This is a genomic window from Burkholderia arboris (genome assembly GCF_902499125.1).
GTDB lineage: Bacteria > Pseudomonadota > Gammaproteobacteria > Burkholderiales > Burkholderiaceae > Burkholderia > Burkholderia arboris.
On sequence record NZ_CABVPX010000020.1, the window covers coordinates 87,054 to 109,423 of the forward strand.

The window sequence follows — 22,370 nt, forward strand, 5'->3', positions numbered from 1 at the left end:
CCCAAGCTTGTCGGTGCGCGGCCCCGGACCTTGCTATGATCGCGGGATACGCAACATTTTGACCATGCGGGCGCCCGCCCGCCACCGGATACCAAGACGATGGCAGCCAATCTCGACGTACAAGCGCGCTATTTCCCGCACACGCAGGACCAGCTCAAAGAAATCGCGTCGGACATCCTTCGCCATGCGAAGGCGCTCGGCGCGTCGGACGCCGCGACCGAAATCTCCGAAGGCGACGGCCTGTCGGTGTCGGTGCGCCGCGGCGAAGTCGAAACGATCGAACACAACCGCGACAAGATGGTCGGCGTGACCGTGTTCATCGGCAAGAAGCGCGGCAACGCGAGCACGTCCGATTTCTCGCCGGCCGCGATCAAGGATACCGTCGCCGCCGCGTACAACATCGCGCGCTTCACGGCCGAGGACGAAGCGGCCGGTCTCGCCGAGGCCGAACTGCTCGAAACCGACCCGCGCGATCTCGACCTGTACCACCCGTGGGCGCTGACGGCCGACGAGGCCGTCGAGCTCGCCCGCCGCGCGGAAGACGCCGCCTTCGCGGTCAGCCCGCAGATCCGCAATTCGGAAGGCGCGAGCGTGTCGGCGCAGCATTCGCAGTTCGTGCTCGCGACGTCGCGCGGCTTCCTGTCCGGCTACCCGTACTCGCGCCACTACATCGCGTGCGCGCCGATCGCGGGTAGCGGCCGTCACATGCAGCGCGACGACTGGTATTCGTCGAAGCGCAGCGCGATCGATCTCGCGGCGCCCGAAGCGGTCGGCCGTTACGCGGCCGAGCGCGCGCTCGCACGGATGGGCGCACGCCGTCTCGACACCCGCAAGGTGCCCGTGCTGTTCGAGGCGCCGCTCGCGGCGGGCCTGCTCGGCGCATTCGTGCAGGCCGTGAGCGGCGGCGCGCTGTACCGCAAGACGTCGTTCCTCGTCGACAGCCTCGGCAAGCCGGTGTTCGCACCGCACATCCAGGTCGTCGAGGATCCGCACGTGCCGCGCGCGATGGGCAGCGCACCGTTCGACGAGGAAGGCGTGCGTACGCGCGCGCGCAGCGTCGTGAAGGACGGTGTCGTCGAAGGCTACTTCCTGTCGACCTATTCGGCACGCAAGCTCGGCACGCAAACCACCGGTAACGCGGGCGGTTCGCACAACCTCGCGCTGCGCAGCTCGAGCACGCAGGCCGGAGACGATTTCGACGCCATGCTGAAGAAGCTCGGCACGGGCCTGCTGCTGACCGAGCTGATGGGGCAGGGCGTGAACTACGTGACGGGCGACTATTCGCGCGGCGCGGCGGGTTTCTGGGTGGAGAACGGCGTGATCCAGTATCCGGTCGAGGAAATCACCGTCGCGAGCACGCTGCAGGAAATGTTCCGGCACATCGTCGCGATCGGCGCCGATTCGATCGTGCGCGGTACGAAGGAAACGGGCTCGGTGCTGATCGAGCAGATGACGATCGCGGGGCAGTAAGCGACGCGCGGCGTCAGCCGCCATCCAGCGAAAAAGCCCGACCGGCTCACGCCGGTCGGGCTTTTTTCATCGTGCGTGACTGCGAAACGCGTCAGCCGCGCTTGCGCGCGTAGACGACGAACGCATAGCCGAACGTATTCGGCGCGGCGGCCTGATGCGCATCGCGCGACACTTCCTGCCAGTGTGCGGCGTCGGGCGCGGGGAACGACGCGTCGCCGTCGAAGTCGGCATCGATCTCGGTGACGACCAGCTTGTCGGCCAGCGTGAGGCCTTCCGCATACAGTTGCGCGCCGCCGATCAGGAATGCCTCGGGCACATCGTCTTGCGCGGCAAGCGCCAGTGCATCGGCAAGCGACGTGACCGTGTCGCAGCCGTCGAAGCGGCGCGTGGCGTCGCGCGTGACGACGATATTGCGGCGGCCCGGCAGCGGCCGGCCGATCGATTCGTGGGTCTTGCGGCCCATTACGATCGGCGCGCCCATCGTCGTGCGCTTGAAGAATGCGAGATCCTCGGGAAGTTTCCAGGGCAACTGGTTGTCGCGGCCGATGATGCCGTTGCGGGCACGCGCGACGATCAGGGTCAACGTCGTCATGAAGGTCTGGGAACAGGGAAAACGGAATGGCGCCGATTCTACCGGAACGGCGGCGCGTGCCGGATTCCGCGTACACGCGCATCGGCTTGCCTGCGCTGCGCGCCGCGACGCGTCATGTCATGTCATGTCATGTCATGCGTCGCGGCGGCGATCCGAATAAAAAGAGTGCCCGCCGGGGGACGGAGCACAAAAACGTGTCGCGTGCGAGATCGGCGATGCCGTTCCGGCCGATGACATCCGGCCTGGTTCGATCGTCAATTCAGTACGTCATCCTTATTGATTTTTCCGGTGCAGCCTCACTGACGTGTATTGCCCTGAGCATTGCCTTCCATCGCATGCTGCATGTCGCCCGGTTGCGGTACCGGAAGCGGCATCGGCAACTGGGGCGGCGGCGGGATCTCGTCCCACAGCGTCACGGAAGCCTTGCCGGCCGGCAGCGGTTGCGGTGCCGACACGGTCACGATGCCGAACCCGTTGCCGTGCTGCATGCTCGGCGCGATATCGGCGAGCAGCATGGCGCGATCCGGCTGCGCGGCTTCGTCCGCGCGTGCCGGCGCAGGCGGGCCGGCGGCCGTGAGCGCAAGCGCCAACGGCACGAAAGAAAGTAAAAGATGTTTGCGCATGATGGCCGTCTCCGATCGTTTGCGTATTCAGCGAAATACATGCCATCGTGCCGGGATCGTTGTCGCCATTGCGATTCGCGCTCAAGCGTTGCGAATTGTGGCTGAAAACGCCTGAAAATGTTTCAGGCCTGAAACGAAGGGGGTCGGGAATACTGCGGATTCAATCGGCGCGCTTCAAGGATGAAAATCGGCCCGTGTGTTGATGAAGGCTCCTTCGCTGCGCAAGTGCTATGTGCAGATGATTGACCTGCATCGACCTGTTGAGCGATCGGGCCGCATCGCCATCGGCGCTGAAACGGGTTTGTCGTATTCGGTGCCTATAACTAAGCTGTCTTGATCAAAAAGAACTGGACGCGAGATAAGCGCCATCATGCGAGGCTTTGTCGTTGCCGCGCATCGGCATGGCGAATCGAGCCACCTCTGGCTGACCCGATTCGATCCTTTTTCACGTGACTTGACGTGTGCGGCAATCGTTAGACGGTTGATGAACGGGGTGAGCATATGGGAGCCGATCAGCGGCACGTGATCTACTATTCGCGCGAACCGAACGACGCGTTGCGCGGCCATTTCGACGAATGCGGCTGGAGCGTCGATCTCGCGGAGACCGTGCGCGATGTGCGGCGCGTCGTGCAGCATGGCGTCGCCACGGCCGGCCTGCTCGATTTCTCGCCGGGCTTCAAGCCGTCGGATCTGCGCGAACTCGAAACCTGCCTGAGCATCCAGCACATCGGCTGGATCGCGGCGACGCGGCGCGGCCAGTTGCAGGACGCGACGCTGCGCCATCTCATTCGCGATTATTGCTTCGACTACGTGACGATGCCCTACGAAACGTCGCGGATCGTCGAGACCGTCGGTCATGCGCACGGCATGGTCGCGCTGACCGATCCCGTCGCGCCGCCCGTCGGCGCCGGACGCAGCGAAGGCGAGATGGTCGGCACCTGCGACGCGATGCTCGGGCTGTTCAGGACGATCCGCCGCGTCGCGGCGACCGACGCACCCGTGTTCATCTCCGGCGAATCGGGCACCGGCAAGGAGCTGACGGCGGTCGCGATTCACGAGCGTTCGTCGCGCGCCCAGGCGTCATTCATCGCGATCAATTGCGGCGCGATTCCGTCGACGCTGCTGCAGGCCGAACTGTTCGGCTATGAACGCGGCGCGTTCACCGGTGCGAACCAGCGCAAGATCGGCCGCGTCGAGGCCGCCAACGGCGGCACGCTGTTTCTCGACGAAATCGGCGATCTGCCGCTCGAAAGCCAGGCGAGCCTGTTGCGTTTCCTGCAGGAAGGCAAGATCGAACGGCTCGGCGCGCACGTGTCGGTGCCCGTCGATGTGCGCGTGATCTGCGCGACGCACGTGGACATGGAGACGGCGTTGCGTGAAGGGCGCTTCCGCGAGGACCTGTACCATCGCCTGTGCGTGCTGAAGATCGAGGAGCCGCCGCTGCGAGCGCGCGGCAAGGACATCGAGGTGCTCGCGCGGCACATGCTCGAGCGTTTCAAGGGCGATGCGCATCGTCGCCTGCGCGGTTTTTCCCCTGACGCGGTCGCGTCGCTGTACGGCTATTCGTGGCCGGGCAACGTGCGCGAACTGATCAACCGCGTGCGCCGCGCGATCGTGATGTCGGAGGGCCGGATGATCACCGCGGCCGATCTCGAGCTGAACGACTTCGCGACGCTCGCGCCCGTGTCGTTGCTGGAGGCGCGGGAAGCGGCCGAACGGCAGGTGATCGAGCAGGCGCTGCTGCGCCACCGCGGCCGGTTCGCGGATGCCGCGCGCGAGCTTGGCGTGTCGCGCGTGACGCTCTATCGGCTGATGTGTGCGCACGGGATGCGCGATCGCGGCGACACGCTGGCAGGGTTTTCGGCGCCGTTGCCGGAGCTTCCTCACCACGCTTGCTAAAATTGGCGGGTACGGCCGCCCTCGCGGCCGAAGGAACCCGCATGAAACAGTATCTCGATCTCGTTCGTACCATTCTCGATACCGGCACCTGGCAGGAAAATCGCACGGGGATCCGCACCATCAGCATGCCGGGCGCGATGCTGCGCTTCGACCTGCAGCAAGGCTTTCCGGCCGTGACGACCAAGAAGCTCGCGTTCAAGTCCGCGATCGGCGAGCTGGTCGGCTTCCTGCGCGCGTCGCGCAGCGCGGCCGATTTCCGTGCGCTCGGCTGCAAGGTGTGGGATGCGAACGCGAACGAGAACGCGCAGTGGCTCGCGAACCCGTATCGCCAGGGCGTCGACGATCTCGGCGACGTGTACGGCGTGCAATGGCGCCAGTGGCCGGGCTACAAGGTGCTCGACGCGGGTGCCGACGCGCAGATCGCCGATGCGACGCGCCGCGGCTACCGGATCGTCACCCGTTTCGACGAAGACGGTGCGCCGAAGGTACTGCTGTACAAGGCGATCGACCAGTTGCGCCAGTGCCTGGACACGATCATGGAGAACCCGTCCGACCGTCGCATTCTGTTTCACGCGTGGAATCCGGCCGTGCTCGACCAGATCGCGCTGCCCGCATGCCATCTGCTGTACCAGTTCCTGCCGAACGCAACGAAGCGCGAAATCTCGCTGTGCCTGTATATCCGCAGCAATGACGTCGGCCTCGGCACGCCGTTCAACCTGACGGAAGGGGCCGCGCTGCTGGCGCTCGTCGGCCGGCTGACGGGCTACACGCCGCGCTGGTTCACGTATTTCATCGGCGACGCGCACATCTACGAGAACCAGCTCGACATGCTGCAACAGCAGCTCACGCGCGAGCCGTACGAAAGCCCGCGGCTCGAGATTGCCGAGCGCGTGCCCGACTACGCGAAGACGGGCATCTATGCGCCCGAATGGCTGGAGCAGATCGAGCCGTCCGATTTCTCGCTGGTCGGCTACCGTCACCATGAGCCGCTGACCGCGCCGATGGCGGTCTGAGCGCACGCCCGGGGCGTGCGGTTTCATCGATCCGCACCCCGATAAAAAAGGCCCGACCGGCTGATACCGGGCGGGCCTTTTTGTTTCACATTTGCGGCACTTACTGGCGATGCCGCTCATCGTGACCGCCTGGCGGCGGCGAGTTGCCCGGGTGCGGCGCCTCGACGTGCGGCGCCGGTTGCGGCCGCGGTTCCATGCGAGGGGCGGGCATCGACGGGCGCGGTTCCATACGGGGTGCCGGTTGCGGTCGCGGCTCCATACGTGGCGCGGGTTGTGGCCGAGGTTCCGTATGCGGCATCTGCGGTTGCGGACGCGGCATGTCGTGCACGGCGGGGGCCGGCGGGCGGTACTCGTTCACGCGCGGCGGAGCGACATCGCGATGCGGCGCCGGTTGCGCGAAGTCGGGATGCGGCGGCTGCGCCGGGATGGCTCGTTCCGGTTGCGGTTGCGCGTGCTGGGCCGGTGTCTGGAAATCGGGGCGCGGACGCGGCTGCGAAAGCTGCGCCGTGTTGTCGATCCTCGGTTGCGGCAGCGCGCGCGGCGCTTCGTTCCGGCCGCCGGGCGGCATGCCTTCTTGAGCCGCTACGCCGCCCGGATGCGGCACGGCCGCGCTGCGCACGGGCGGCAGCGCATTCTGGCCTGCGGCGTGCAGCGCGGTCGGCGGGGCGGGGCGCTGACGTTCCATCGGCGTGTGCGGCTGCATCCATGCGGGTGACGGTGCGTCGGCTGCGTGCGCGTTGCCGATGCCCGACGGCATGTTGTTCGCTACCGGCGGATGCGGGACGCCGTTGCCTGGCGCGAATGCCTGATGCGGCATCGGGTTGCCGGGCGCCTGAGGCATGCCGCCGTTGGCGAAACGCGGCGCGCCGGGGTTTTCGCCGTTCGCCGGCCGTCCGGCATTCGGCACGCCCGGCACCGGTGCACCCGGCCGCCCGGCCTGCACGGCGGCCGGCTGACCTTCGCGCGGCGCGCGCGACGGCTGCACGACGGGGCCGTGCGGATTCACGAGCTGCACGTTGTGCATCGCCCACGCGCCGCCGCCGGGATTGCCCGGCACGCGAACCGGGCGTGCCCGGTAGTCGGCCGGCACGCTCGTCTTCACGACAGGTGCGCCGGCGCCCGGCACGCGTCCGCCCTGGTGCGCGAGGCGGGTAGCGGCCTGGTCGCGATACGCGGCCGGCACGGCGGGGTTGCGCGTCGCGACATACGGGTGCTGCGCGATCGCCGCCGGCGGACGGTAGCTGGCGTTGCGCAGCCCGCCGGTAAAGCTCTGGCGTACCGGAGCGATGCCGGGCGTGCCCGGCGTGACGTGCGCGTTGCGCCATTGCTGCGGATCGACGTGCTGCGAGAAGTGCGCGACCGGCTGGCCATGCACGAACGCGGAGGCTGGGACGGCCGTGATCGCGTGCGGTGCGCGGAAGTTCACGTACGTCTTGTTGATGTTGGTCATGTTGGTGATGTTCGTCACGTTCACGGTCTTGTTCACGTTGACGTTGTTCACCACGATGTTGCGATTGACGCGGTCGTAGTAATGCGGACTCCAGCCGCCCCAGCCCGGGTGCCACGGTTCGCCGGGGCCGAGCGCGAACCACGCGCAACCGGCCGCGGCGACGCCGCCGACCGTGAGCGCGACGCTCCAGTCGGGACCGCCGCCGCCACCCACGAACGCGACGAGCGCCGGTGCATAGACGGGCGGCTGGCTGACGACCATCGGGCCCGGCACCCATGCCCAGCTATCGTCCACGTAGGCCCAGCGGCCGTAGTGATACGGCGCGAAGCCCCACGGTTGGTCGTCGACCCAGGTCCAGCCCCACGGCGCCTGCCAGATCCAGTGACCGTCGTGATACGGCGCCCAGTCGGCCGGCGTGTCGTTCGGCACCCAGACCGAGCCGTAATTCGGGGTTTCGCGCCACGTGCCGTTCGCGTCGAGATCCTGGTAACCGGGCACGTCACGCGACACGTAGCGGGCCGACACCGAGCGCTCTTCGGCCGCGTCGCGGCTGGCGGCCCATTGGTCGAGCGGGTCGGGGCCCGGCGCCGCCGATTGCTGCGCGACCTGCAGGTCGGTGCCCGTGAACACGACCTGCTGCCCGGGCGACAGCGGGTACTGCCCGTTGCTGCCGTACACGGTCGCGCTGCCGCTGCGTACCGTCACGGTCGTGCTCGCGCCGTTCGGCGCGACGTCGACGCGATAGTCGCCGGGGCCCGTGATGCCGAGCGCGAGGTTCGGCGTATCGATTTCGTACGATCCGCCGGCAGGCAGGGCGCGCACGTGCGTCGAGACGGTGCCGAGGCCGACTTTCAACTGCGTCGTCGTGTCGTCGAGATTGAGCACCGACAGGCTCGTCGATTCGCCGAGCCGCACCGCGGACGAGCCGATGTGCAGTTCCGAGCGCGCGCCGGCATCGTTCCAGAGCTGGTCGCCGGTCGTGAGCGGCCGGTTCACGGCCGCATACGACCACGTATCGCTGCCGGCCGGTTCGGTCGTGACGGCACCCGACAGGTAGTTGAGCCGCGCGACGCGGCTGGGCGGGTCGCCGCCCGGTTGCCGTGCAGCGGCCGCGTACTGAGGGGCCGCGGCCGATTGCGCGAATGCGGGCGCTAGTGCCGCAAGCGCGGCGAACGCGAGCAGCGTGCAGCGGGCGGTTCGCTTGAGCGTGAACTGGGTGGCCATGGTGAGCGTGATCGTCGTTGTCGCGGCGCGTCGATTCGTGCCGTTGAATTCACAATATCCGCTTGGCCTGTTTCAATGCTCGGTGTTTTGTAAGTCGGATGGCACGCGATGTAACAAAACCTGTCCATCGCGTGCCGTTGTCGTAGAGACGCAATGCAGGCGTCAAGCGGACGTAAACCACCCTTCGAAAACCTGCTGGCCGGGCACCGTGACGCGCAGCACGCGCGGCCGCGCGGAGCGCTCGATCCAGCCGTTTTCACAGAAGCTCTCGAGTAGCGCCGCGCCGAGCGCGCCGCCGAGATGCGAGCGCCGCTCGCTCCAGTCGAGGCAGCCGCACGCGAAGCGGCGCCGGCGCGTGCGCTGCTGCGCGACATCGATGCCCCATTGCGCAAGGGCCTGCGTGCCCAGCTCGGTGGCTTCGATCGCGTCGCCGTCCGCGAGCAGCCAGCCGCGCGCGGTGAGCCCGTCGAAAATGCGCACCGCAAGTTCGCCGGCCATGTGGTCGTAGCAGGTGCGCGCGTAGCGCAGTTCGGCCGGGACCGCGCGCGACGGCGGCGGAACCGGGCGGTGCGGTGCGGCTGCGCGGGCGACGTTCGCGAGCGCTTCGAGCGACGCCGCGATGTCGGCCGACGCGATGCGGTAATAGCGGTGCCGGCCGCGCACGTCGAGGGCGAGCAGGCCGCCTTCGGTCAGGCGCGCGAGGTGTGCGCTGGCCGCGGACGGCGACAGCCCCGCGATCATCGTCAATTCGCCGGCCGGCCGTGCGCTGCCGTCCATCAGCACCCACAGCATCGCGGCGCGCCCGGGATCGGCGATCAGTGCGCCGATGCGGCTCAGGCCCGGAAAGTGGTGGTCGTCTTGGTCGGTCATCGTCGTGTCTCGTCAGCCCGGATGATTGGCAGTGTAGTCGGTGCGGGCATTCGATGTTTCGCTTCCGGATGAAATGTCGGATGCAGCGATGCCGTCCCGGCGGCGGGCCGGACTGCGGCCCGTTGCAGGGCGCGCGTAGAATGGCCTGACGCGGCGGCAGCGGGCCGCCGCACGGGACACGATGCAACGATGAAGACGATTTTCTGTGTATTGGCAGCCGCGCTCGTCTGCGCGGCCTGTGCGCAGGGCGGCGCGGGCGCCACCGGCGGGCAGGGCGGCAGTATCGAGATGTACGGGACGATCGACCAGGGCATCACGGTGCGCCGCTGATCGGAGCCGGTCAGCGGGCGTGTCGGGCATGGCCGCCACAGCCGCACCACACGGGGTTTGCCGCGACGCGTTGCCGCAGTGCAACGTATAATGGCCCGATTACAGCGCCCCTGCCGCCTGGAGCCAGAACGATGTCCCAACCGTCCCCCGTGCCGGCCGCCCTCGACCGCACCGAAACCGTATTCCGCTTCCTTGCCGAGCCTTCGTCCGTGAACTTCGGCGGCAAGGTGCATGGCGGCGCGCTGATGAAGTGGATCGACGAGGTCGCGTATGCGTGCGCGGCCGTCTGGTCGAGCCGCTATTGCGTGACGGTCAGCGTCGGCAACATCCGTTTCCAGCGTCCGATCCTCGTCGGCAATCTGGTCGAGCTGAAGGCGCGCGTCGTGGCGACGGGCCGCACCAGCATGCACATCCATGTGTCCGTGCACGCCGGCGATCCGAAGGGCGGCGTGCTGCGCCAGACGACCGATTGCCTGGTCGTGTTCGTCGCGGTCGACGAGAACGGCAACCCGGTGCCGGTGCCGCCGTTCGTGCCCGAGACCGACGAGCAGAAGGTGCTCGCGAAATATGCGGCCGACGTGCGGGCCGCGCTCGACAAGATCGTCGAGATGAAACCGGAAGAAGTCGCGAAGGGCGCGGTCTGACCGCGACGGGCGCCGCGCTCGACGCGCCGCGCCCGCTGTCCTGCCTTTACTGCGTCCCGATCATCTGTTCGGGGCGTACCCACGCATCGAATTCCGCCTCGGTCAGATAGCCGAGCGCGAGTGCGGCCGCTTTCAGCGTCGTGCCTTCCTTGTGCGCCTTCTTCGCAATCTGGGCGGACTTGTCGTAGCCGATGTGCGGATTGAGCGCCGTCACGAGCATCAGCGATTCGTTCAGCAGCAGGTCGATCCGCGAACGGTTCGGCTCGATGCCGACCGCACAGTGATCGTTGAAGCTCTGCGCGCCGTCGGCGAGCAGCCGCACCGACTGCAGCACGTTGTGCGCGATCATCGGCCGGAACACGTTCAGTTCGAAATTGCCGCTCGCGCCGCCGACGTTGACCGCGACGTCGTTGCCGAACACCTGGCAGCACAGCATCGTCACGGCTTCCGACTGCGTCGGGTTCACCTTGCCCGGCATGATCGAGCTGCCCGGCTCGTTCTCCGGAATCGACAGTTCGCCGAGCCCGCAGCGCGGCCCGCTCGCGAGCCAGCGCACGTCGTTGGCGATCTTCATCAGGCCGGCCGCAACCGTCTTCAGTGCACCGTGCGCGAACACCAGCGCGTCGGCGGCCGCCATCACCTCGAACTTGCTCGGCGCCGTCACGAACGGCAGCTTCGCGAGCCGGCCGATTTCGTCGGCGACACGCACCGCGAACTCCGGATGCGCATTCAGCCCGGTGCCGACCGCAGTGCCGCCGAGCGCGAGCTCGTACAGGTGCGGCAGCGCCGATTCGACGTGACGGATGCTCTGGTCGAGCTGCGCGACGTAGCCGGAAAATTCCTGGCCGAGCGTGAGCGGCGTCGCGTCCTGCAGGTGCGTGCGGCCGATCTTCACGATGTCGGCGAACGCCTTCGACTTCGCGTCGAGCGTCGTGCGCAGCGTGCGCAGCGCCGGCAGCAGGTGGTTGACGATCGCGTACGCGGCCGCGACGTGCATCGCGGTCGGGAACACGTCGTTCGACGACTGGCCGCGGTTCACGTCGTCGTTCGGATGCACCTTGCGCGCTTCGCCGCGCTCGCCGCCCATCAGCTCGCTCGCGCGGTTCGCAATCACCTCGTTGAGGTTCATGTTGGTCTGCGTGCCGGAGCCCGTCTGCCACACCGCGAGCGGGAATTCGCGCGGATGCTTGCCGGCGATGATCTCGTCGGCCGCGTCGATGATCGCGCGCGCCTTGTCGTCGGCGAGCACGCCGAGCGACTGGTTCACGGCTGCCGCGGCGCGCTTGACGATCGCCAGCGCGTGGATCAGCTCGGGCGACTGCTTCTCGGTCGAGATCCGGAAATTCTGCAGCGAGCGCTCGGTTTGCGCGCCCCAAAGTCGGTCGGCCGGCACGGCGATTTCGCCGAACGTATCGCGTTCCATCCGAACTGCTTCGTTCATGATGCACTCCTCCTGGAAAGGGGAAAGGCCGCGCGTCGTCGCGCGGCATCAGACGTATCGTGAGGCAGTCGCGCCGCTCGCGCGGCGTCTCGAGGTGTTCAACCGACAAGCATAGCGCCGGCCGCGATTTCGCGTCGTGTCGCGCCTAGTGCGCCGCCGCAATGAGCGACGCGGTCTTGCGGTGAAAGCGCCATGCCATCAGCGCGGCGACGCTCGCGAGGCCGGCCGCGAGCCCCCACCACAGGCCGCGCGCGCCGAGGCCCGCGTGGAACGCGAACCAGTAGCCGGTCGGAAAGCCGATGCCCCAGTAGCCGAAGGTTGCGGCGAGCATCGGAATGCGCGTGTCCTTCAGGCCGCGCAGCGCACCCGACGCGACGGTCTGCATCCCGTCGACGATCTGGAACACCGCGGCGATGCCGAGCAGCGACGCGCCGAGCGACACCGTGGCCGCGTTGGCCGGGTCGTCGAGGTGCAGGTACAGGCCGACGATCGTATGCGGCGCGACGATCATCACGACGCCCGACAGCGACATGAACGCGACGCCGAGCGCGAGTGCGACGAAGCCCGCGTGCCGTGCGGCGACGGGCGAGCCCGCGCCGACCCAGTAGCCGACGCGCACGTTGGCGGCCTGGCCGATCGCGAGCGGCACCATGAACGACACCGACGCGACGTTCAGCGCGATCTGGTGCGCGGCGAGCGACGTCGCGCCCAGCACGCCGACCGTGAGGCCGGTGGCGAGGAACAGCGTCGATTCGACCCCGTACGTGATCGCGACAGGCCAGCCGATGCCGATCAGTTCGCCCATCATGGGCAGCTTCGGGCGCGACGCAGTCACGAAATGGCGGAAGCGCTGCCGGCCGTGCAGCAGCCAGATGAGTGCGAGCGCGGTGAGCCAGATCGTGATCGTCGTCGCGACCGCCGAACCGAGAAAGCCGAGGCGCGGCAGCCCGAATGCGCCGTGGATCAGCCCGTAGTTCAGCACGCCGTTGACGCCGACGCCGCCGATCGACACCCACAGCAGCCGCTTTGCGGCGCCGATCGCCGGCAGGAATGCACGCATCAGCCCGACGCCGATCAGGCTGCCGAGCGCCGCGTAGCGCAGGATCCCCGTGTATTCGCCGACGTGATGCGCGAGCAGCGGCGGCTCGTGGAACATCAGCAGGATCGTTTCGGACAGCGACAGCGCGACGATCGCCGGAATCGCGAGCAGCACGGACAGTGCGAAGCCGGTCCAGTAGATGTGCGGCACGCGGTGCTCGGCCTGCGCGCCGCGCGCATGCGCGACGCTCACGCTGACCGACGACAGCACGCCTTGCAGGATGGTCACGATGACGAAGAAGAAGTTCGCGCCGAGCCCGCCCGCCGCGAGCGAATCGGGGCCGAGCGAACCGAGCAGCACCGTGTCGGTGACGCTCATCGCCATCTGCGAAAGTTGCGCGATCGCGAGCGGCGCGGCGAGGCGCGCGGTATCGGCGGCGTGACTGGATAGCGACGGCGGCGCAGCGACCGTCCGCGTAAGACCGGAATGCGACATGGAATGGGCGCTCGCGCGGGTGCGGGCCCGCGCTGTATGTATTTATTTTGAGAGACGCTTAGCTTACGGCTTTATTCAAACCGTGTCGAACGCGTGCGCCGATGGCCATGTCGCGGACAGGGGGAACGACGCGAGTGCTAGGCCTCGCGCACCGCGATGCGCGTGTCGCCAAGCAGCACGACCTGGCCCGCGCGGATCTTGCAGGTCTTGCGCAGCTCGACCGCGCCGTCGACTTTCACCGCGCCGGACGCGACGATCAGCTTCGCGGTGCCGCCGCTGTCCGCGAGGCCGGTGATCTTGAGAAGGTTGTGCAGCTCGACGTATTCGCCGGTCAGCGTGAAATCCAGGTTGGGCATGACGAAGAAGGTGCGCAAGGCGCGGGAGGAAACGCTCCGCATCATACGGCACCGCGGCCCGGCACGCGAGCGCGGGCCGCTGCTGCGGGCAGTTGTTAAGGACTGTGAGCGATTCGTCAGCAAATGCAACGGTGGGTAACAGTCTGAGAAATCGACGAACCGGCCGTGCGGGCGGCGGGTCTTCTGTCGTACCTGCTGCGTGTTGCGGCAGGGACGCGACGGGCCGCATCGCTGCGGTCCGGGCTCACAACTCTTGAGGAGAATTGCCATGTCCAAGATTCGTACGATGCTGATCGGTGCCGCGCTGACGGCGTTCGCCACTTCGGCCGCGTTTGCCCAGACGGGTACGGCGGCGCAGGGTGCAGCCGGTGCCGGCGTGCAGGCGCAAGCTCCGGCGGCAGGTGTCGGCGCAGGCGTGCAGGGCGGTGCCGGCGCGAACGCGTCGGGCAATGCGGCCGGCGGTGCAACCGATGCGGTCGGCGCGGCCGCCGACGGCGCGAAGGATTCGGCGACGTCGACCGTCCATTCGGCCAAGAAGCACACGAAGCATGCCGCGAAGTCGGCCAAGGGCCATGCCGGTTCGGCCAAGGCGAAGGCCGGCGAAGCGACCGAAGGCGGCGCCTCGGTCGGGGCGGAGGGCGGTGCATCGGCCCAGGGCGCCACGCAGTAAGCGGGTGCCCGGCGCCGTCGCGATGTTCGCCGGAAGCGGTGCTGCGACGGTGGTTGTCAAAAGGCCCGGTTCGCTTTGCGCGAACCGGGCCTTTTTCATCGCGTCGTGTTATCAGCGGAACGGGCGTGCGGTCACGGCCGGCGCTGTCCTTGCCCTTGTCCCTGCCCCTGGGCCGGTCGCACGGCCGCAGGTGTGAATACGCTGCGCAGCCATGCAGCGAGCCGCGCGAAGACGTCGTACGGTTCCTCGACGAAGATCTCCGGTTTCAGCAGCCGCAGGTATTCCATGATCTGCTGCGCTTCCTGCTTCTGGAACGACCCGTGCGCGAGCCCGAGGCGCAGCAGCCCGCGCAGTTCGCCGAGCTTGTCGCGCGCGGTGCTGCCGACGCTCATCTCGCACGCGAGCTTGGCCTCGTAGATCCGCTGCCGCAACGATTCCGCGAGCCGCCACGCGGGCGTCTGCATCAGTTCCTCGAGCGTCTGGATGTCTTGCGCCGCGCCCTTGATCTGCGATGCGAGCGGATCGATCAGCGACGGGTCGCCCTGCGCTTCGGCGACGATCGCCTTCGCCCAGTCGCGGCACGCTTTCGCGAGTTCGTCGGGGGTCCATTCGGAGCGCGACGCAAAGCCGAAGCCGAATTCGCCGGCCTGCCGCATCAGGATCGCGACGACGTCCGGAAATTCCTTGTCGAGCGTGCGCTTGGCCCACGCGTACTGGCCGCCCTGCAGCATCCGCTGCACCGCGTGCTCGGTCAGCGGCACCATGTTGTCGAGCAGCTTCGCGCGCAGGAAATCCTCGAACGACGGCGTTGCGAACTGCGGGTCGAGTTTCAGCGACACGCGCACGAATGCGTCGTAGTCCTTGCGCAGGGACTCGAGCGTGTCGTCCTTGAGGGAAAGGGTGATCTGGCCCATGAATCGTCTCGATGGCGGCCCGCGCAAGCCGACGGCCGGCACGGCGCACCGGGGCGGGCGCCGTGTCGACTGACCGGTGCGCGCCGAGGCCGGTGGCGGGTCTTCATTCCCTATATCGGCGCGCCGGGCGGAAACTTGAGCGCGCGCGGTAGAGCGTGTGCTCAGGCGGGCAGCCAGTGCGGGATCACGACCCCTTGCCAGAAGAAGAACACCACGAGCCCGGCCGCGATCGTCACGAGCGGGCGGCGGGTTGCCGCCGACACGAGCACGGCGGCGAGCGCGCCGACGAGCTGCGGATTGCGCCAGGTCAGCTCGGCCGTGCCGCCGTGCGGCGAGACGGCCATCGGCACGATGATCGCGGTCAGAACGGTGACCGGCACGAAGCCGAGCGCGGTCCGCACGAGCGGGGGGAACGTCAGCCGCTCGCCGAACAGGAACAGCGTCGAGCGGATCGCGTACGTGATGACGGCCATCCCCAGGATCAGCAGCGCATAGCTCACGATGCAGCCTCCCTGCGCGAGCCGGCACGCGTGCGTTCGTGCAGCAGCGTGAGCGCAACGCCGATCGCGACGCCGGCGGCGACCGCGCCGAGCAGCCCGAGCTTGTACGGCCAGCCCTGCCAGAAGTACGCGAGCGTGCCGGCCGTCGCGGCCGCCGCGAAATAGCGCAGCGTGCCCAGCTGCGGGACGACGATCGCGATGAAGGTGGCCGCCATCGCGAAATCGAGGCCGAGCGACTGCAGGCCCGGGAACGCCGCGCCGAAGCCGATGCCCGCGAGCGTCCAGACCTGCCAGTTCAGGTACATCGCGAGCCCTGAGCCGAAAAAGTAGTGGGGGCCGATCGCGCCGGGCGGGAAGTGCCGGTAGTGCGCATAGGCGACCGCGAACACCTCGTCGGTCATCAGCGCGCCGAGCGTTGCGCGCCAGCGCAGCGGCAGATGCGCGACATAGGGCGCGAGCGTCGCGCTGTACAGCAGGTGGCGCAGGTTCACGATCAGCGTCGTCGCGAGCACGACGACGAAGCTCGCGCTGCCGGCGATCAGGCCGAGCGCGATGAACTGCGCGGAGCCCGCGAACACGGCGAGCGACATCAGTGCGCCGTGCCATGCGGCGAGCGGGCCGCCGCCGACGAGCGTGCCGAAAATCACGCCGAACGGTGCTGCGCCGATCATCATCGGAATCGTGTCGCGCGCGCCGTCGAGCCACTCGTTGAGCGGGCGGCGCGGGGGCGATGCGGGTGTCGGGTTCAAAGAGCGCTTCTCCATGAATTGGAGGATAGCGAGCCGGTGGCGGGCCGGCTTGTATGTTCTTGCGCTCGCGGAATCGGGGGCGGGGCTCGCGTGCCGGCCGGCGCGGGGTGCGTCGCGGTTGCCGGCCGCGGGGCGCCGCGGGTCAGCTCGCCTGCCAGCGGCCGGGCGGCACGCCGAACATCCGTTTGAAATGCCGCGTGAAGTGGCTCTGGTCGACGAAGCCGCTGGCTGCGGCGACGTCGGCGACGGGTACGCCCGCGCGCAGCGGCGCGAGCGCACGTTGCAGCCGCAGCTGGTTGCGCCACGCATGCGGCGGCATGCCGGTCGTGCGCGTGAACAGGCGTGCTGCGTGGAACGGCGACAGGCCGGCCGCCTGCGCGACGTCGTCGAGCGTTACCGTGGCCATCAGGTCGGCGGCGAGCCGCTCGCGCATCGCCTCGACGCGCGGTTCGTCGGACGCGAGCGGCGCCGGTCGCGGCAGCGCGTCGGCGTGACGCACGATCAGCGTCGACAGCGCGTCGAGCATCGCCGTTTCGGCGGCGAGCGGATCGTAGATGCGCGATGCGGTGTTGGCCGGGTCGTCGGCCGCTTGCCCCGGCGCATGCGCATTCGAAGACAGCGCGCGGTCGCTGCCGGCTTCCATCATCCGGTGCGCGAGCGTGAGCCGGGCTGCGAGATCGGCATCGTGAATCACGTCGGGGGCGAACCACGGCGCGTCCTGCTGGCGGCCGGCGATCGCACTCGTGAGTTCGCGGATGAATTCGACGGGCATGTAGCTGACGCGATAGCACCAGCCTTCGTCGGCTGCGCGCGACCCCGTATGCACTTCGCCGGGATTGATCACGGGCACGCTGCCCGTTTCGGCGACATAGCCGTTGCCGCGATAGGTGAAGCGTTCTGCGCCTTCGAGAATCACGGGGATCGTGTACGCGTCGTGCCAGTGCGGCGCGAACGTGTGGTCGCGATAGGTCGCCGTGACGAGATCCGCCTCCGGCAGCAGCGGCGTGCGCCAGTAGCGTGCGGAATCCGGAAGGTGGGCGGCGGACATGATCGGGCGCGGGAGCGGTCGAACCGACAGTGTATCGCTCGCGCGCCCGGCCGGTGTGCGTGTTACTTGACCGGAATCGTCGTGCCGGCCGGCATCGGCACCGCGGTGACCGCGTTCTTCGGGCTGCCGCTGACGATGCGGTCGCTGTAGGTCAGGTAGACGATCGTGTTGCGCTTCTTGTCGACGACGCGCACGACATGCAGCGTCTTGAAGATGAACGACATGCGTTCGCTGAACACGTCGGTCTGCTGCTTGAGCGGTTCCTTGAAGCTGATCGGGCCGACCTGCCGGCAGGCGATCGACGCTTCGCTCGGATCCTCGGCGACGCCGAGCGTGCCCTTGATCCCGCCGGTGCGCGCGCGAGACACGTAGCAGGTCACGCCGTTCACGACCGGATCGTCATACGCCTCGACGACCACGCGGTCGGAGCCCGTGACGCGGAAATGGGTGTTGACGCTGCCGACTTCCTCCGCGTGCGCGAGCGGTGCCGCGGTGAAGGCGGAGAGCAGGAGGGCGAACGGGGCGGAACGGAGGAGGCGATGCTTCATCGACGGAACCGGATGCGAATGCGGGACAGAGACTCTAGCATGCGCGTGACCGGGCGATGAAAGGCGGAACGCGAGAGGGCGGCCGGAAAAACAAAAGGCCCGTCGAATGACGGGCCTTTCGCTGTCTGGCTCCCCGACCTGGGCTCGAACCAGGGACCTACGGATTAACAGTCCGGCGCTCTACCGACTGAGCTATCGGGGAATAAATCGGTATATCTGCGTGCGTTGTTTCCAACAAAAAACCCGTCCACTTTCAACGGGCTTGTGTGTTTTTGGCTCCCCGACCTGGGCTCGAACCAGGGACCTACGGATTAACAGTCCGGCGCTCTACCGACTGAGCTATCGGGGAACAAACAACAACAGCAGAGAAACGAGATTGTATGGAGTGTTCGCTAACCTGTCAACACTTTTGGGCCGCGGTACACAAAAATTTTATGCGGCGCGCGGCGCGCGGCGCGATCAGCGCTCGAGCAGGTGCAGCTTCTCCTGCACGTCCTTCCACTCGTCCGCGTCGGCCGGGGCCGGCTTGGTCTTCGTGATCGACGGCCAGCCCTTTGCCAGCTCGGCGTTCAGCTCGGTGAACTGCTGCTGGTCGCCCGGAACGTCTTCTTCGGCATAGATCGCATTGGTCGGGCACTCGGCCACGCACACGGCGCAGTCGATGCACTCGTCCGGATCGATGGCGAGAAAGTTGGGACCTTCACGGAAGCAATCCACCGGGCACACATCCACGCAATCCGTGTATTTGCACTTGATGCAGCCTTCGGTCACAACGTGAGTCATTAAAACGCTCCTGCTTGGCGGTATATATGGGGTGGCGTTTGCGCCAAAAGCGGCATTGTAACTGAAGCGCAAAACCCGCATGGCGTGGTCGGCTATCCGGCTTATATCGTTTCGTGATTAGTTTATGGGGTGGGCAAAGCCCATCCCCGCACACGGGCGCCGGCGCGACGGGGCAGGGCGGCGGGCGGTTTCGCGATGGTCGGGCCCGCATTCGGGTAACATGACCGGCAGACCGGGCGGCGCGCGGTGCGCCGGGGCCCTGTCACGATATTGGCGGTGCCGTAATCATGATCATCACTTCGCTGCTCGACACGGATCTCTACAAGTTCACGATGATGCAGGTCGTCCTGCATCACTTTCCCGCCGCAAGCGTCGAATACCGTTTCCGGTGCCGTACGCCGGGCGTCGATCTCGTGCCGTACATCGACGAGATCCGCGACGAGGTGCGCGGCCTGTGCGCGCTGCGCTTTTCGGACGTCGAACTCGACTACCTGCGGCGGATGCGCTTCATCAAGAGCGATTTCGTCGACTTCCTCGCGCTGTTCCATCTGAACGAGAAATACATCTCGATCACGCCGTCGCCGAGGGGCCATGGCGAGATCGACATCGTGATCGAGGGGCCGTGGCTGCACACGATCCTGTTCGAGATCCCGGTGCTCGCGATCGTCAACGAAGTCTATTTCCGCAACACGCAGCGCGAGCCCGACTATCGCGAGGGCCGCGAGCGGCTGCGCGAGAAGATCACGCTGCTCGGCGCGAAGCCCGAGTTCGCCGACTGCAAGATCGCCGACTACGGCACGCGCCGGCGCTTCTCGAAGGTCTGGCACGAGGAAGTCGCGCTCACGCTGCGCGACGGGCTCGGCCCGCAGTTCGCGGGCACGAGCAACGTGCTGTACGCGATGAAGCACGACATCACGCCGCTCGGCACGATGGCGCACGAGTACCTGCAGGCGTGCCAGGCGCTCGGCCCGCGGCTGCGCGATTCGCAGATCTACGGCTTCGAGATGTGGGCGAAGGAATACCGCGGCGACCTCGGGATCGCGCTGTCGGACGTCTACGGGATGGATGCGTTCCTGAACGACTTCGACATGTACTTCTGCAAGCTGTTCGACGGCGCGCGCCACGATTCGGGCGATCCGTTCGACTGGGGCGAGCGGATGCTGCGCCACTACGAGGCGAACCGCTGCGATCCGCGCACCAAGGTGCTCGTGTTCTCGGACGCGCTCGACATCCCGAAGGTCATGCAGTTGTACGAACGGTTCCGCGGTCGCTGCAAGCTTGCGTTCGGCGTCGGCACGAACCTCACCAACGATCTCGGCTACGTGCCGCTGCAGATCGTGATCAAGATGGTCCGCTGCAACGGCCAGCCGGTCGCGAAGCTGTCGGATTCGCCGGGCAAGAGCATGTGCGACGACAAGGCGTATCTCGCGTACCTGCGCCAGGTGTTCGGCATCGCGCAGCCGGTCGAGGAAGACGCGTCGAAGTAAGCACCGGCCGTTCGGCCGAAGGTGCGTGGCGGCAGGGGTGGCCGGTATAATCGGACGGTATTGCACGCCAACGTCACGAGGACCGTTCATGGACACTTCCGCTGCCCGTCGCCAGATCCTCGCGCGCATCCGCGCGGCGCAGGGGCGCGCGGCCGAACCCGACGCAGCAGAGCGCGACGGCGTCACCGACTACCTCGCACGGCATCCGCAGGGTCCGCGCCCGCCGGCGCCGGCCGACCTCGTCGCCGCCTTCGTCGACGAAGCGGCGCGCCTGTCGACCACGATCGACGAAGTCGCGACGCTGGCCGACGCGCCCGCCGCCGCCGCCCGCTATCTTGCCGCTCACGGCCTGCCGACGCAGGCTGTCGCGTGGCGCACGCTGGCCGATTTCGACTGGGCCGGCGCCGGCCTGTCGGTCGAATGCCGCAAGCCGCGCGACGGCGATCTCGTCGGCCTCACCGGCTGTTTTTGCGCGACCGCCGAAACGGGTTCGCTGGTGCTGCTGTCCGGCCCCGACACCTATGCATCGGCCGGCCTGTTGCCGGAAACACACATCGCAATCGTACCGGCTTCGCGGATCGTCGCCGGGCATGAAGACGCGTTCGCGCTGATTCGCACGGAGCGCGGCGAATTGCCGCGCGCGGTCAATTTCGTGTCGGGCCCGTCGCGCACGGGCGACATCGAGCAGACCATCGTACTGGGTGCGCACGGCCCGTACCGCGTGCACGTGATCATCGTACGGGGCGCATGACGCACCCGCTGCATCCTCTACCACTCGAACAAGGAAGTTCTGCATGAAACGACATGCCGCCTGGGCGGGCATGGCGTCGGGAATCGCGCTTGGCGCGGCTCCCGCGCTTGCATCGGCCGCCACGCTCGACGGCGCCACGCTGTCCGCACTCTGGGGCATCCCGTTCGCCGGGGTCCTGCTGTCGATCGCATTGTTCCCGCTCGTCGCGCCCGTGTTCTGGCATCACCACTTCGGCAAGATCGCCGCCGGCTGGGCGGTCGTATTCCTGGTTCCGTTCGCTTTCGCGTTCGGTGCCGGCACCGCGTTCGGCACGCTCGTGCATGCGCTGCTCGAGGAATACATTCCGTTCATCGTGCTGCTCACCGCGCTTTATACGGTTGCGGGCGGCATCTGCGTGAACGGCAACCTGCACGGCTCGCCGAAGCTGAACACCGCGATCCTCGCGCTCGGCACGCTGCTCGCGAGCGTCATGGGCACGACGGGTGCCGCGATGCTGCTGATCCGGCCGCTCCTGCGCGCGAACGACAACCGCAAGCATGTCGTGCACGTCGTGATCTTCTTCATCTTCCTCGTCGCGAACGCGGGCGGTTCGCTGTCGCCGCTCGGCGATCCGCCGCTGTTCCTCGGTTTCCTGAACGGCGTGAGCTTCTTCTGGACCACCACGCATCTCGCGTTGCCGATGCTGTTCATCTGCGTCGTGCTGCTGACGCTGTTCTTCGTGCTCGATACGTACTTCTACCGGAAGGGCGGCGAGGAGCGGCCGGCCGCGCTCGACCCGACACCCGACGGCGCGGCGCTGTCGATCGACGGCAAGATCAACTTCGTGCTGCTCGCGGCCGTGATCGCGCTCGTGCTGATGAGCGGCGTCTGGAAGCCGGGCATCACGTTCGACGTGTGGGGCACGCACGTGGCGCTGCAGAACCTCGTGCGCGACGTCGCGCTCGCGGGCGTGACGCTCGCGTCGCTCGCATTGACGCCGCGTTCCGCGCGTGAAGGCAATGCGTTCAACTGGGCGCCGATCGAGGAGGTCGCGAAGCTGTTTGCCGGGATCTTCGTGACGATCGCGCCGGTGATCGTGATCCTGCGCGCGGGCGCGGACGGCGCGTTTGCGCAGATCGTCCATCTCGTCACGGGGCCGGACGGCAAGCCGGTCGATGCGATGTACTTCTGGGCGACGGGCCTGCTGTCGTCGTTCCTCGACAATGCGCCGACCTATCTGGTGTTCTTCAACCTCGCGGGCGGCGACGCGCAGGCGCTGATGACGACGGGCGCGTCGACGCTCGCCGCGATTTCCGCGGGCGCGGTGTTCATGGGCGCGAACAGCTACATCGGCAATGCGCCGAACTTCATGGTGAAGGCGATCGCGGAGTCGCGCGGCGTGAAGATGCCGAGCTTCTTTGCGTACCTCGGCTGGGCACTCGTGATTCTGGTCCCCGTGTTCCTGCTGACGTCGCTGATCTTCTTCCCGGCGTAA

At 67.6% G+C, this 22,370-nt stretch carries 22 protein-coding genes and 2 tRNA genes; 9 read left to right on the forward strand and 15 right to left on the reverse strand.

Features of this window, described 5'->3' with window-relative positions:
* Positions 1–99: 99 nt before the first annotated feature.
* Positions 100–1,470, forward strand: a complete 1,371-nt coding sequence (pmbA, locus tag BLA15945_RS23445) for a metalloprotease PmbA (RefSeq protein WP_059235437.1) — start codon at positions 100–102, stop codon at positions 1,468–1,470.
* A gap of 91 nt (positions 1,471–1,561) precedes the next feature.
* Here pmbA and BLA15945_RS23450 read toward each other — a convergent pair whose 3' ends face one another.
* On the reverse strand, positions 1,562–2,062 hold the full coding sequence (locus BLA15945_RS23450) for a dihydrofolate reductase (protein ID WP_059235435.1): 501 nt from the start codon (positions 2,060–2,062) through the stop codon (positions 1,562–1,564).
* A 296-nt stretch (positions 2,063–2,358) separates the two neighbouring features.
* The gene (locus BLA15945_RS23455; protein ID WP_174993478.1) at positions 2,359–2,685 is read right to left on the reverse strand and encodes a hypothetical protein; all 327 of its coding nucleotides are present in this window, start codon (positions 2,683–2,685) and stop codon (positions 2,359–2,361) included.
* A 501-nt stretch (positions 2,686–3,186) separates the two neighbouring features.
* Between BLA15945_RS23455 and BLA15945_RS23460 the strand changes: the two genes are divergently transcribed.
* Together BLA15945_RS23460 and BLA15945_RS23465 are read left to right on the forward strand one after the other, a co-directional pair.
* Positions 3,187–4,584: a sigma-54 dependent transcriptional regulator gene (locus BLA15945_RS23460; protein ID WP_059235431.1), complete on the forward strand. Its 1,398-nt coding sequence runs from the start codon at positions 3,187–3,189 to the stop codon at positions 4,582–4,584.
* A 41-nt stretch (positions 4,585–4,625) separates the two neighbouring features.
* Entirely contained in the window at positions 4,626–5,597 is a 972-nt protein-coding gene (locus BLA15945_RS23465; RefSeq protein WP_174993479.1) for a thymidylate synthase, read from the forward strand.
* A gap of 100 nt (positions 5,598–5,697) precedes the next feature.
* Here BLA15945_RS23465 and BLA15945_RS23470 read toward each other — a convergent pair whose 3' ends face one another.
* Both BLA15945_RS23470 and BLA15945_RS23475 read right to left on the reverse strand, forming a co-directional pair.
* Positions 5,698–8,271 carry a DUF6600 domain-containing protein gene (locus tag BLA15945_RS23470; RefSeq protein WP_174993480.1) on the reverse strand — a complete coding sequence of 858 codons (2,574 nt, stop codon included), beginning with the start codon at positions 8,269–8,271 and terminating at the stop codon, positions 5,698–5,700.
* Positions 8,272–8,433: 162 nt separating this feature from the next.
* Positions 8,434–9,141 (reverse strand): ArsR/SmtB family transcription factor, encoded by a 708-nt coding sequence (locus BLA15945_RS23475; protein ID WP_174993481.1) that lies wholly within the window; start codon positions 9,139–9,141, stop codon positions 8,434–8,436.
* 189 nt (positions 9,142–9,330) lie between these two features.
* Between BLA15945_RS23475 and BLA15945_RS23480 the strand changes: the two genes are divergently transcribed.
* Together BLA15945_RS23480 and BLA15945_RS23485 are read left to right on the forward strand one after the other, a co-directional pair.
* Positions 9,331–9,471: a hypothetical protein gene (locus BLA15945_RS23480; protein ID WP_174993482.1), complete on the forward strand. Its 141-nt coding sequence runs from the start codon at positions 9,331–9,333 to the stop codon at positions 9,469–9,471.
* 131 nt (positions 9,472–9,602) lie between these two features.
* On the forward strand, positions 9,603–10,115 hold the full coding sequence (locus BLA15945_RS23485; protein WP_012328135.1) for an acyl-CoA thioesterase: 513 nt from the start codon (positions 9,603–9,605) through the stop codon (positions 10,113–10,115).
* Between the two features lie 46 nt (positions 10,116–10,161).
* On the opposite strand, the gene fumC is transcribed toward BLA15945_RS23485, so the two are convergent.
* The 3 genes from fumC to BLA15945_RS23500 all read right to left on the reverse strand — a co-directional run bounded on the left by fumC (position 10,162) and on the right by BLA15945_RS23500 (position 13,446).
* Positions 10,162–11,556 (reverse strand): class II fumarate hydratase, encoded by a 1,395-nt coding sequence (fumC, locus tag BLA15945_RS23490; RefSeq protein WP_059235426.1) that lies wholly within the window; start codon positions 11,554–11,556, stop codon positions 10,162–10,164.
* Positions 11,557–11,701: 145 nt separating this feature from the next.
* Complete coding sequence (norM, locus tag BLA15945_RS23495) at positions 11,702–13,090, reverse strand: multidrug efflux MATE transporter NorM (protein WP_059235424.1); 1,389 nt, start codon at positions 13,088–13,090, stop codon at positions 11,702–11,704.
* 137 nt (positions 13,091–13,227) lie between these two features.
* The gene (locus tag BLA15945_RS23500; protein ID WP_006486208.1) at positions 13,228–13,446 is read right to left on the reverse strand and encodes an RNA-binding S4 domain-containing protein; all 219 of its coding nucleotides are present in this window, start codon (positions 13,444–13,446) and stop codon (positions 13,228–13,230) included.
* A 268-nt stretch (positions 13,447–13,714) separates the two neighbouring features.
* On the opposite strand from BLA15945_RS23500, the gene BLA15945_RS23505 reads away from it, so the two are divergent.
* Positions 13,715–14,116: a hypothetical protein gene (locus BLA15945_RS23505; RefSeq protein WP_059235422.1), complete on the forward strand. Its 402-nt coding sequence runs from the start codon at positions 13,715–13,717 to the stop codon at positions 14,114–14,116.
* A gap of 131 nt (positions 14,117–14,247) precedes the next feature.
* Here the strand turns inward: BLA15945_RS23505 and BLA15945_RS23510 are convergent, their stop codons facing one another.
* The 8 genes from BLA15945_RS23510 to fdxA form a co-directional block, all read right to left on the reverse strand.
* A complete protein-coding gene (locus tag BLA15945_RS23510; RefSeq protein WP_059235420.1) occupies positions 14,248–15,030 on the reverse strand; it encodes a DUF4088 family protein in 783 nt (260 codons plus the stop codon).
* A 161-nt stretch (positions 15,031–15,191) separates the two neighbouring features.
* A complete protein-coding gene (locus BLA15945_RS23515) occupies positions 15,192–15,530 on the reverse strand; it encodes an AzlD domain-containing protein (protein WP_174993483.1) in 339 nt (112 codons plus the stop codon).
* A complete protein-coding gene (locus BLA15945_RS23520; RefSeq protein WP_059235416.1) occupies positions 15,527–16,294 on the reverse strand; it encodes an AzlC family ABC transporter permease in 768 nt (255 codons plus the stop codon). Before BLA15945_RS23520 ends, BLA15945_RS23515 begins: the two co-directional genes overlap by 4 nt.
* Positions 16,295–16,421: 127 nt before the next feature.
* Positions 16,422–17,327: an AraC family transcriptional regulator gene (locus BLA15945_RS23525; RefSeq protein WP_059235415.1), complete on the reverse strand. Its 906-nt coding sequence runs from the start codon at positions 17,325–17,327 to the stop codon at positions 16,422–16,424.
* A 62-nt stretch (positions 17,328–17,389) separates the two neighbouring features.
* Positions 17,390–17,875 carry a CreA family protein gene (locus BLA15945_RS23530; protein ID WP_059235413.1) on the reverse strand — a complete coding sequence of 162 codons (486 nt, stop codon included), beginning with the start codon at positions 17,873–17,875 and terminating at the stop codon, positions 17,390–17,392.
* A 126-nt stretch (positions 17,876–18,001) separates the two neighbouring features.
* A tRNA-Asn gene (locus tag BLA15945_RS23535) sits at positions 18,002–18,077 on the reverse strand.
* A gap of 71 nt (positions 18,078–18,148) precedes the next feature.
* Positions 18,149–18,224 (reverse strand) — tRNA-Asn (locus tag BLA15945_RS23540).
* Positions 18,225–18,334: 110 nt separating this feature from the next.
* Positions 18,335–18,658 (reverse strand): ferredoxin FdxA, encoded by a 324-nt coding sequence (fdxA, locus tag BLA15945_RS23545; RefSeq protein WP_059235411.1) that lies wholly within the window; start codon positions 18,656–18,658, stop codon positions 18,335–18,337.
* 287 nt (positions 18,659–18,945) lie between these two features.
* Here fdxA and pncB point away from each other — a divergent pair, with 287 nt between their 5' ends.
* The 3 genes from pncB to BLA15945_RS23560 all read left to right on the forward strand — a co-directional run bounded on the left by pncB (position 18,946) and on the right by BLA15945_RS23560 (position 22,370).
* Positions 18,946–20,145: a nicotinate phosphoribosyltransferase gene (pncB, locus tag BLA15945_RS23550; protein WP_059235408.1), complete on the forward strand. Its 1,200-nt coding sequence runs from the start codon at positions 18,946–18,948 to the stop codon at positions 20,143–20,145.
* A gap of 88 nt (positions 20,146–20,233) precedes the next feature.
* On the forward strand, positions 20,234–20,896 hold the full coding sequence (locus tag BLA15945_RS23555) for a LutC/YkgG family protein (protein ID WP_174993484.1): 663 nt from the start codon (positions 20,234–20,236) through the stop codon (positions 20,894–20,896).
* 43 nt (positions 20,897–20,939) lie between these two features.
* On the forward strand, positions 20,940–22,370 hold the full coding sequence (locus tag BLA15945_RS23560; RefSeq protein ID WP_174993485.1) for a sodium:proton antiporter: 1,431 nt from the start codon (positions 20,940–20,942) through the stop codon (positions 22,368–22,370).

Bases quoted from the DNA above. Each gene is read 5' to 3' on its own strand.
- pmbA (WP_059235437.1), top strand. From the start codon at position 100: ATGGCAGCCAATCTCGACGTACAAGCGCGCTATTTCCCGCACACGCAG.
- BLA15945_RS23450 (WP_059235435.1), bottom strand. From the start codon at position 2,062: ATGACGACGTTGACCCTGATCGTCGCGCGTGCCCGCAACGGCATCATC.
- BLA15945_RS23455 (WP_174993478.1), bottom strand. From the start codon at position 2,685: ATGCGCAAACATCTTTTACTTTCTTTCGTGCCGTTGGCGCTTGCGCTC.
- BLA15945_RS23460 (WP_059235431.1), top strand. From the start codon at position 3,187: ATGGGAGCCGATCAGCGGCACGTGATCTACTATTCGCGCGAACCGAAC.
- BLA15945_RS23465 (WP_174993479.1), top strand. From the start codon at position 4,626: ATGAAACAGTATCTCGATCTCGTTCGTACCATTCTCGATACCGGCACC.
- BLA15945_RS23470 (WP_174993480.1), bottom strand. From the start codon at position 8,271: ATGGCCACCCAGTTCACGCTCAAGCGAACCGCCCGCTGCACGCTGCTC.
- BLA15945_RS23475 (WP_174993481.1), bottom strand. From the start codon at position 9,141: ATGACCGACCAAGACGACCACCACTTTCCGGGCCTGAGCCGCATCGGC.
- BLA15945_RS23480 (WP_174993482.1), top strand. From the start codon at position 9,331: ATGAAGACGATTTTCTGTGTATTGGCAGCCGCGCTCGTCTGCGCGGCC.
- BLA15945_RS23485 (WP_012328135.1), top strand. From the start codon at position 9,603: ATGTCCCAACCGTCCCCCGTGCCGGCCGCCCTCGACCGCACCGAAACC.
- fumC (WP_059235426.1), bottom strand. From the start codon at position 11,556: ATGAACGAAGCAGTTCGGATGGAACGCGATACGTTCGGCGAAATCGCC.
- norM (WP_059235424.1), bottom strand. From the start codon at position 13,090: ATGTCGCATTCCGGTCTTACGCGGACGGTCGCTGCGCCGCCGTCGCTA.
- BLA15945_RS23500 (WP_006486208.1), bottom strand. From the start codon at position 13,446: ATGCCCAACCTGGATTTCACGCTGACCGGCGAATACGTCGAGCTGCAC.
- BLA15945_RS23505 (WP_059235422.1), top strand. From the start codon at position 13,715: ATGTCCAAGATTCGTACGATGCTGATCGGTGCCGCGCTGACGGCGTTC.
- BLA15945_RS23510 (WP_059235420.1), bottom strand. From the start codon at position 15,030: ATGGGCCAGATCACCCTTTCCCTCAAGGACGACACGCTCGAGTCCCTG.
- BLA15945_RS23520 (WP_059235416.1), bottom strand. From the start codon at position 16,294: ATGGAGAAGCGCTCTTTGAACCCGACACCCGCATCGCCCCCGCGCCGC.
- BLA15945_RS23525 (WP_059235415.1), bottom strand. From the start codon at position 17,327: ATGTCCGCCGCCCACCTTCCGGATTCCGCACGCTACTGGCGCACGCCG.
- BLA15945_RS23530 (WP_059235413.1), bottom strand. From the start codon at position 17,875: ATGAAGCATCGCCTCCTCCGTTCCGCCCCGTTCGCCCTCCTGCTCTCC.
- fdxA (WP_059235411.1), bottom strand. From the start codon at position 18,658: ATGACTCACGTTGTGACCGAAGGCTGCATCAAGTGCAAATACACGGAT.
- pncB (WP_059235408.1), top strand. From the start codon at position 18,946: ATGATCATCACTTCGCTGCTCGACACGGATCTCTACAAGTTCACGATG.
- BLA15945_RS23555 (WP_174993484.1), top strand. From the start codon at position 20,234: ATGGACACTTCCGCTGCCCGTCGCCAGATCCTCGCGCGCATCCGCGCG.
- BLA15945_RS23560 (WP_174993485.1), top strand. From the start codon at position 20,940: ATGAAACGACATGCCGCCTGGGCGGGCATGGCGTCGGGAATCGCGCTT.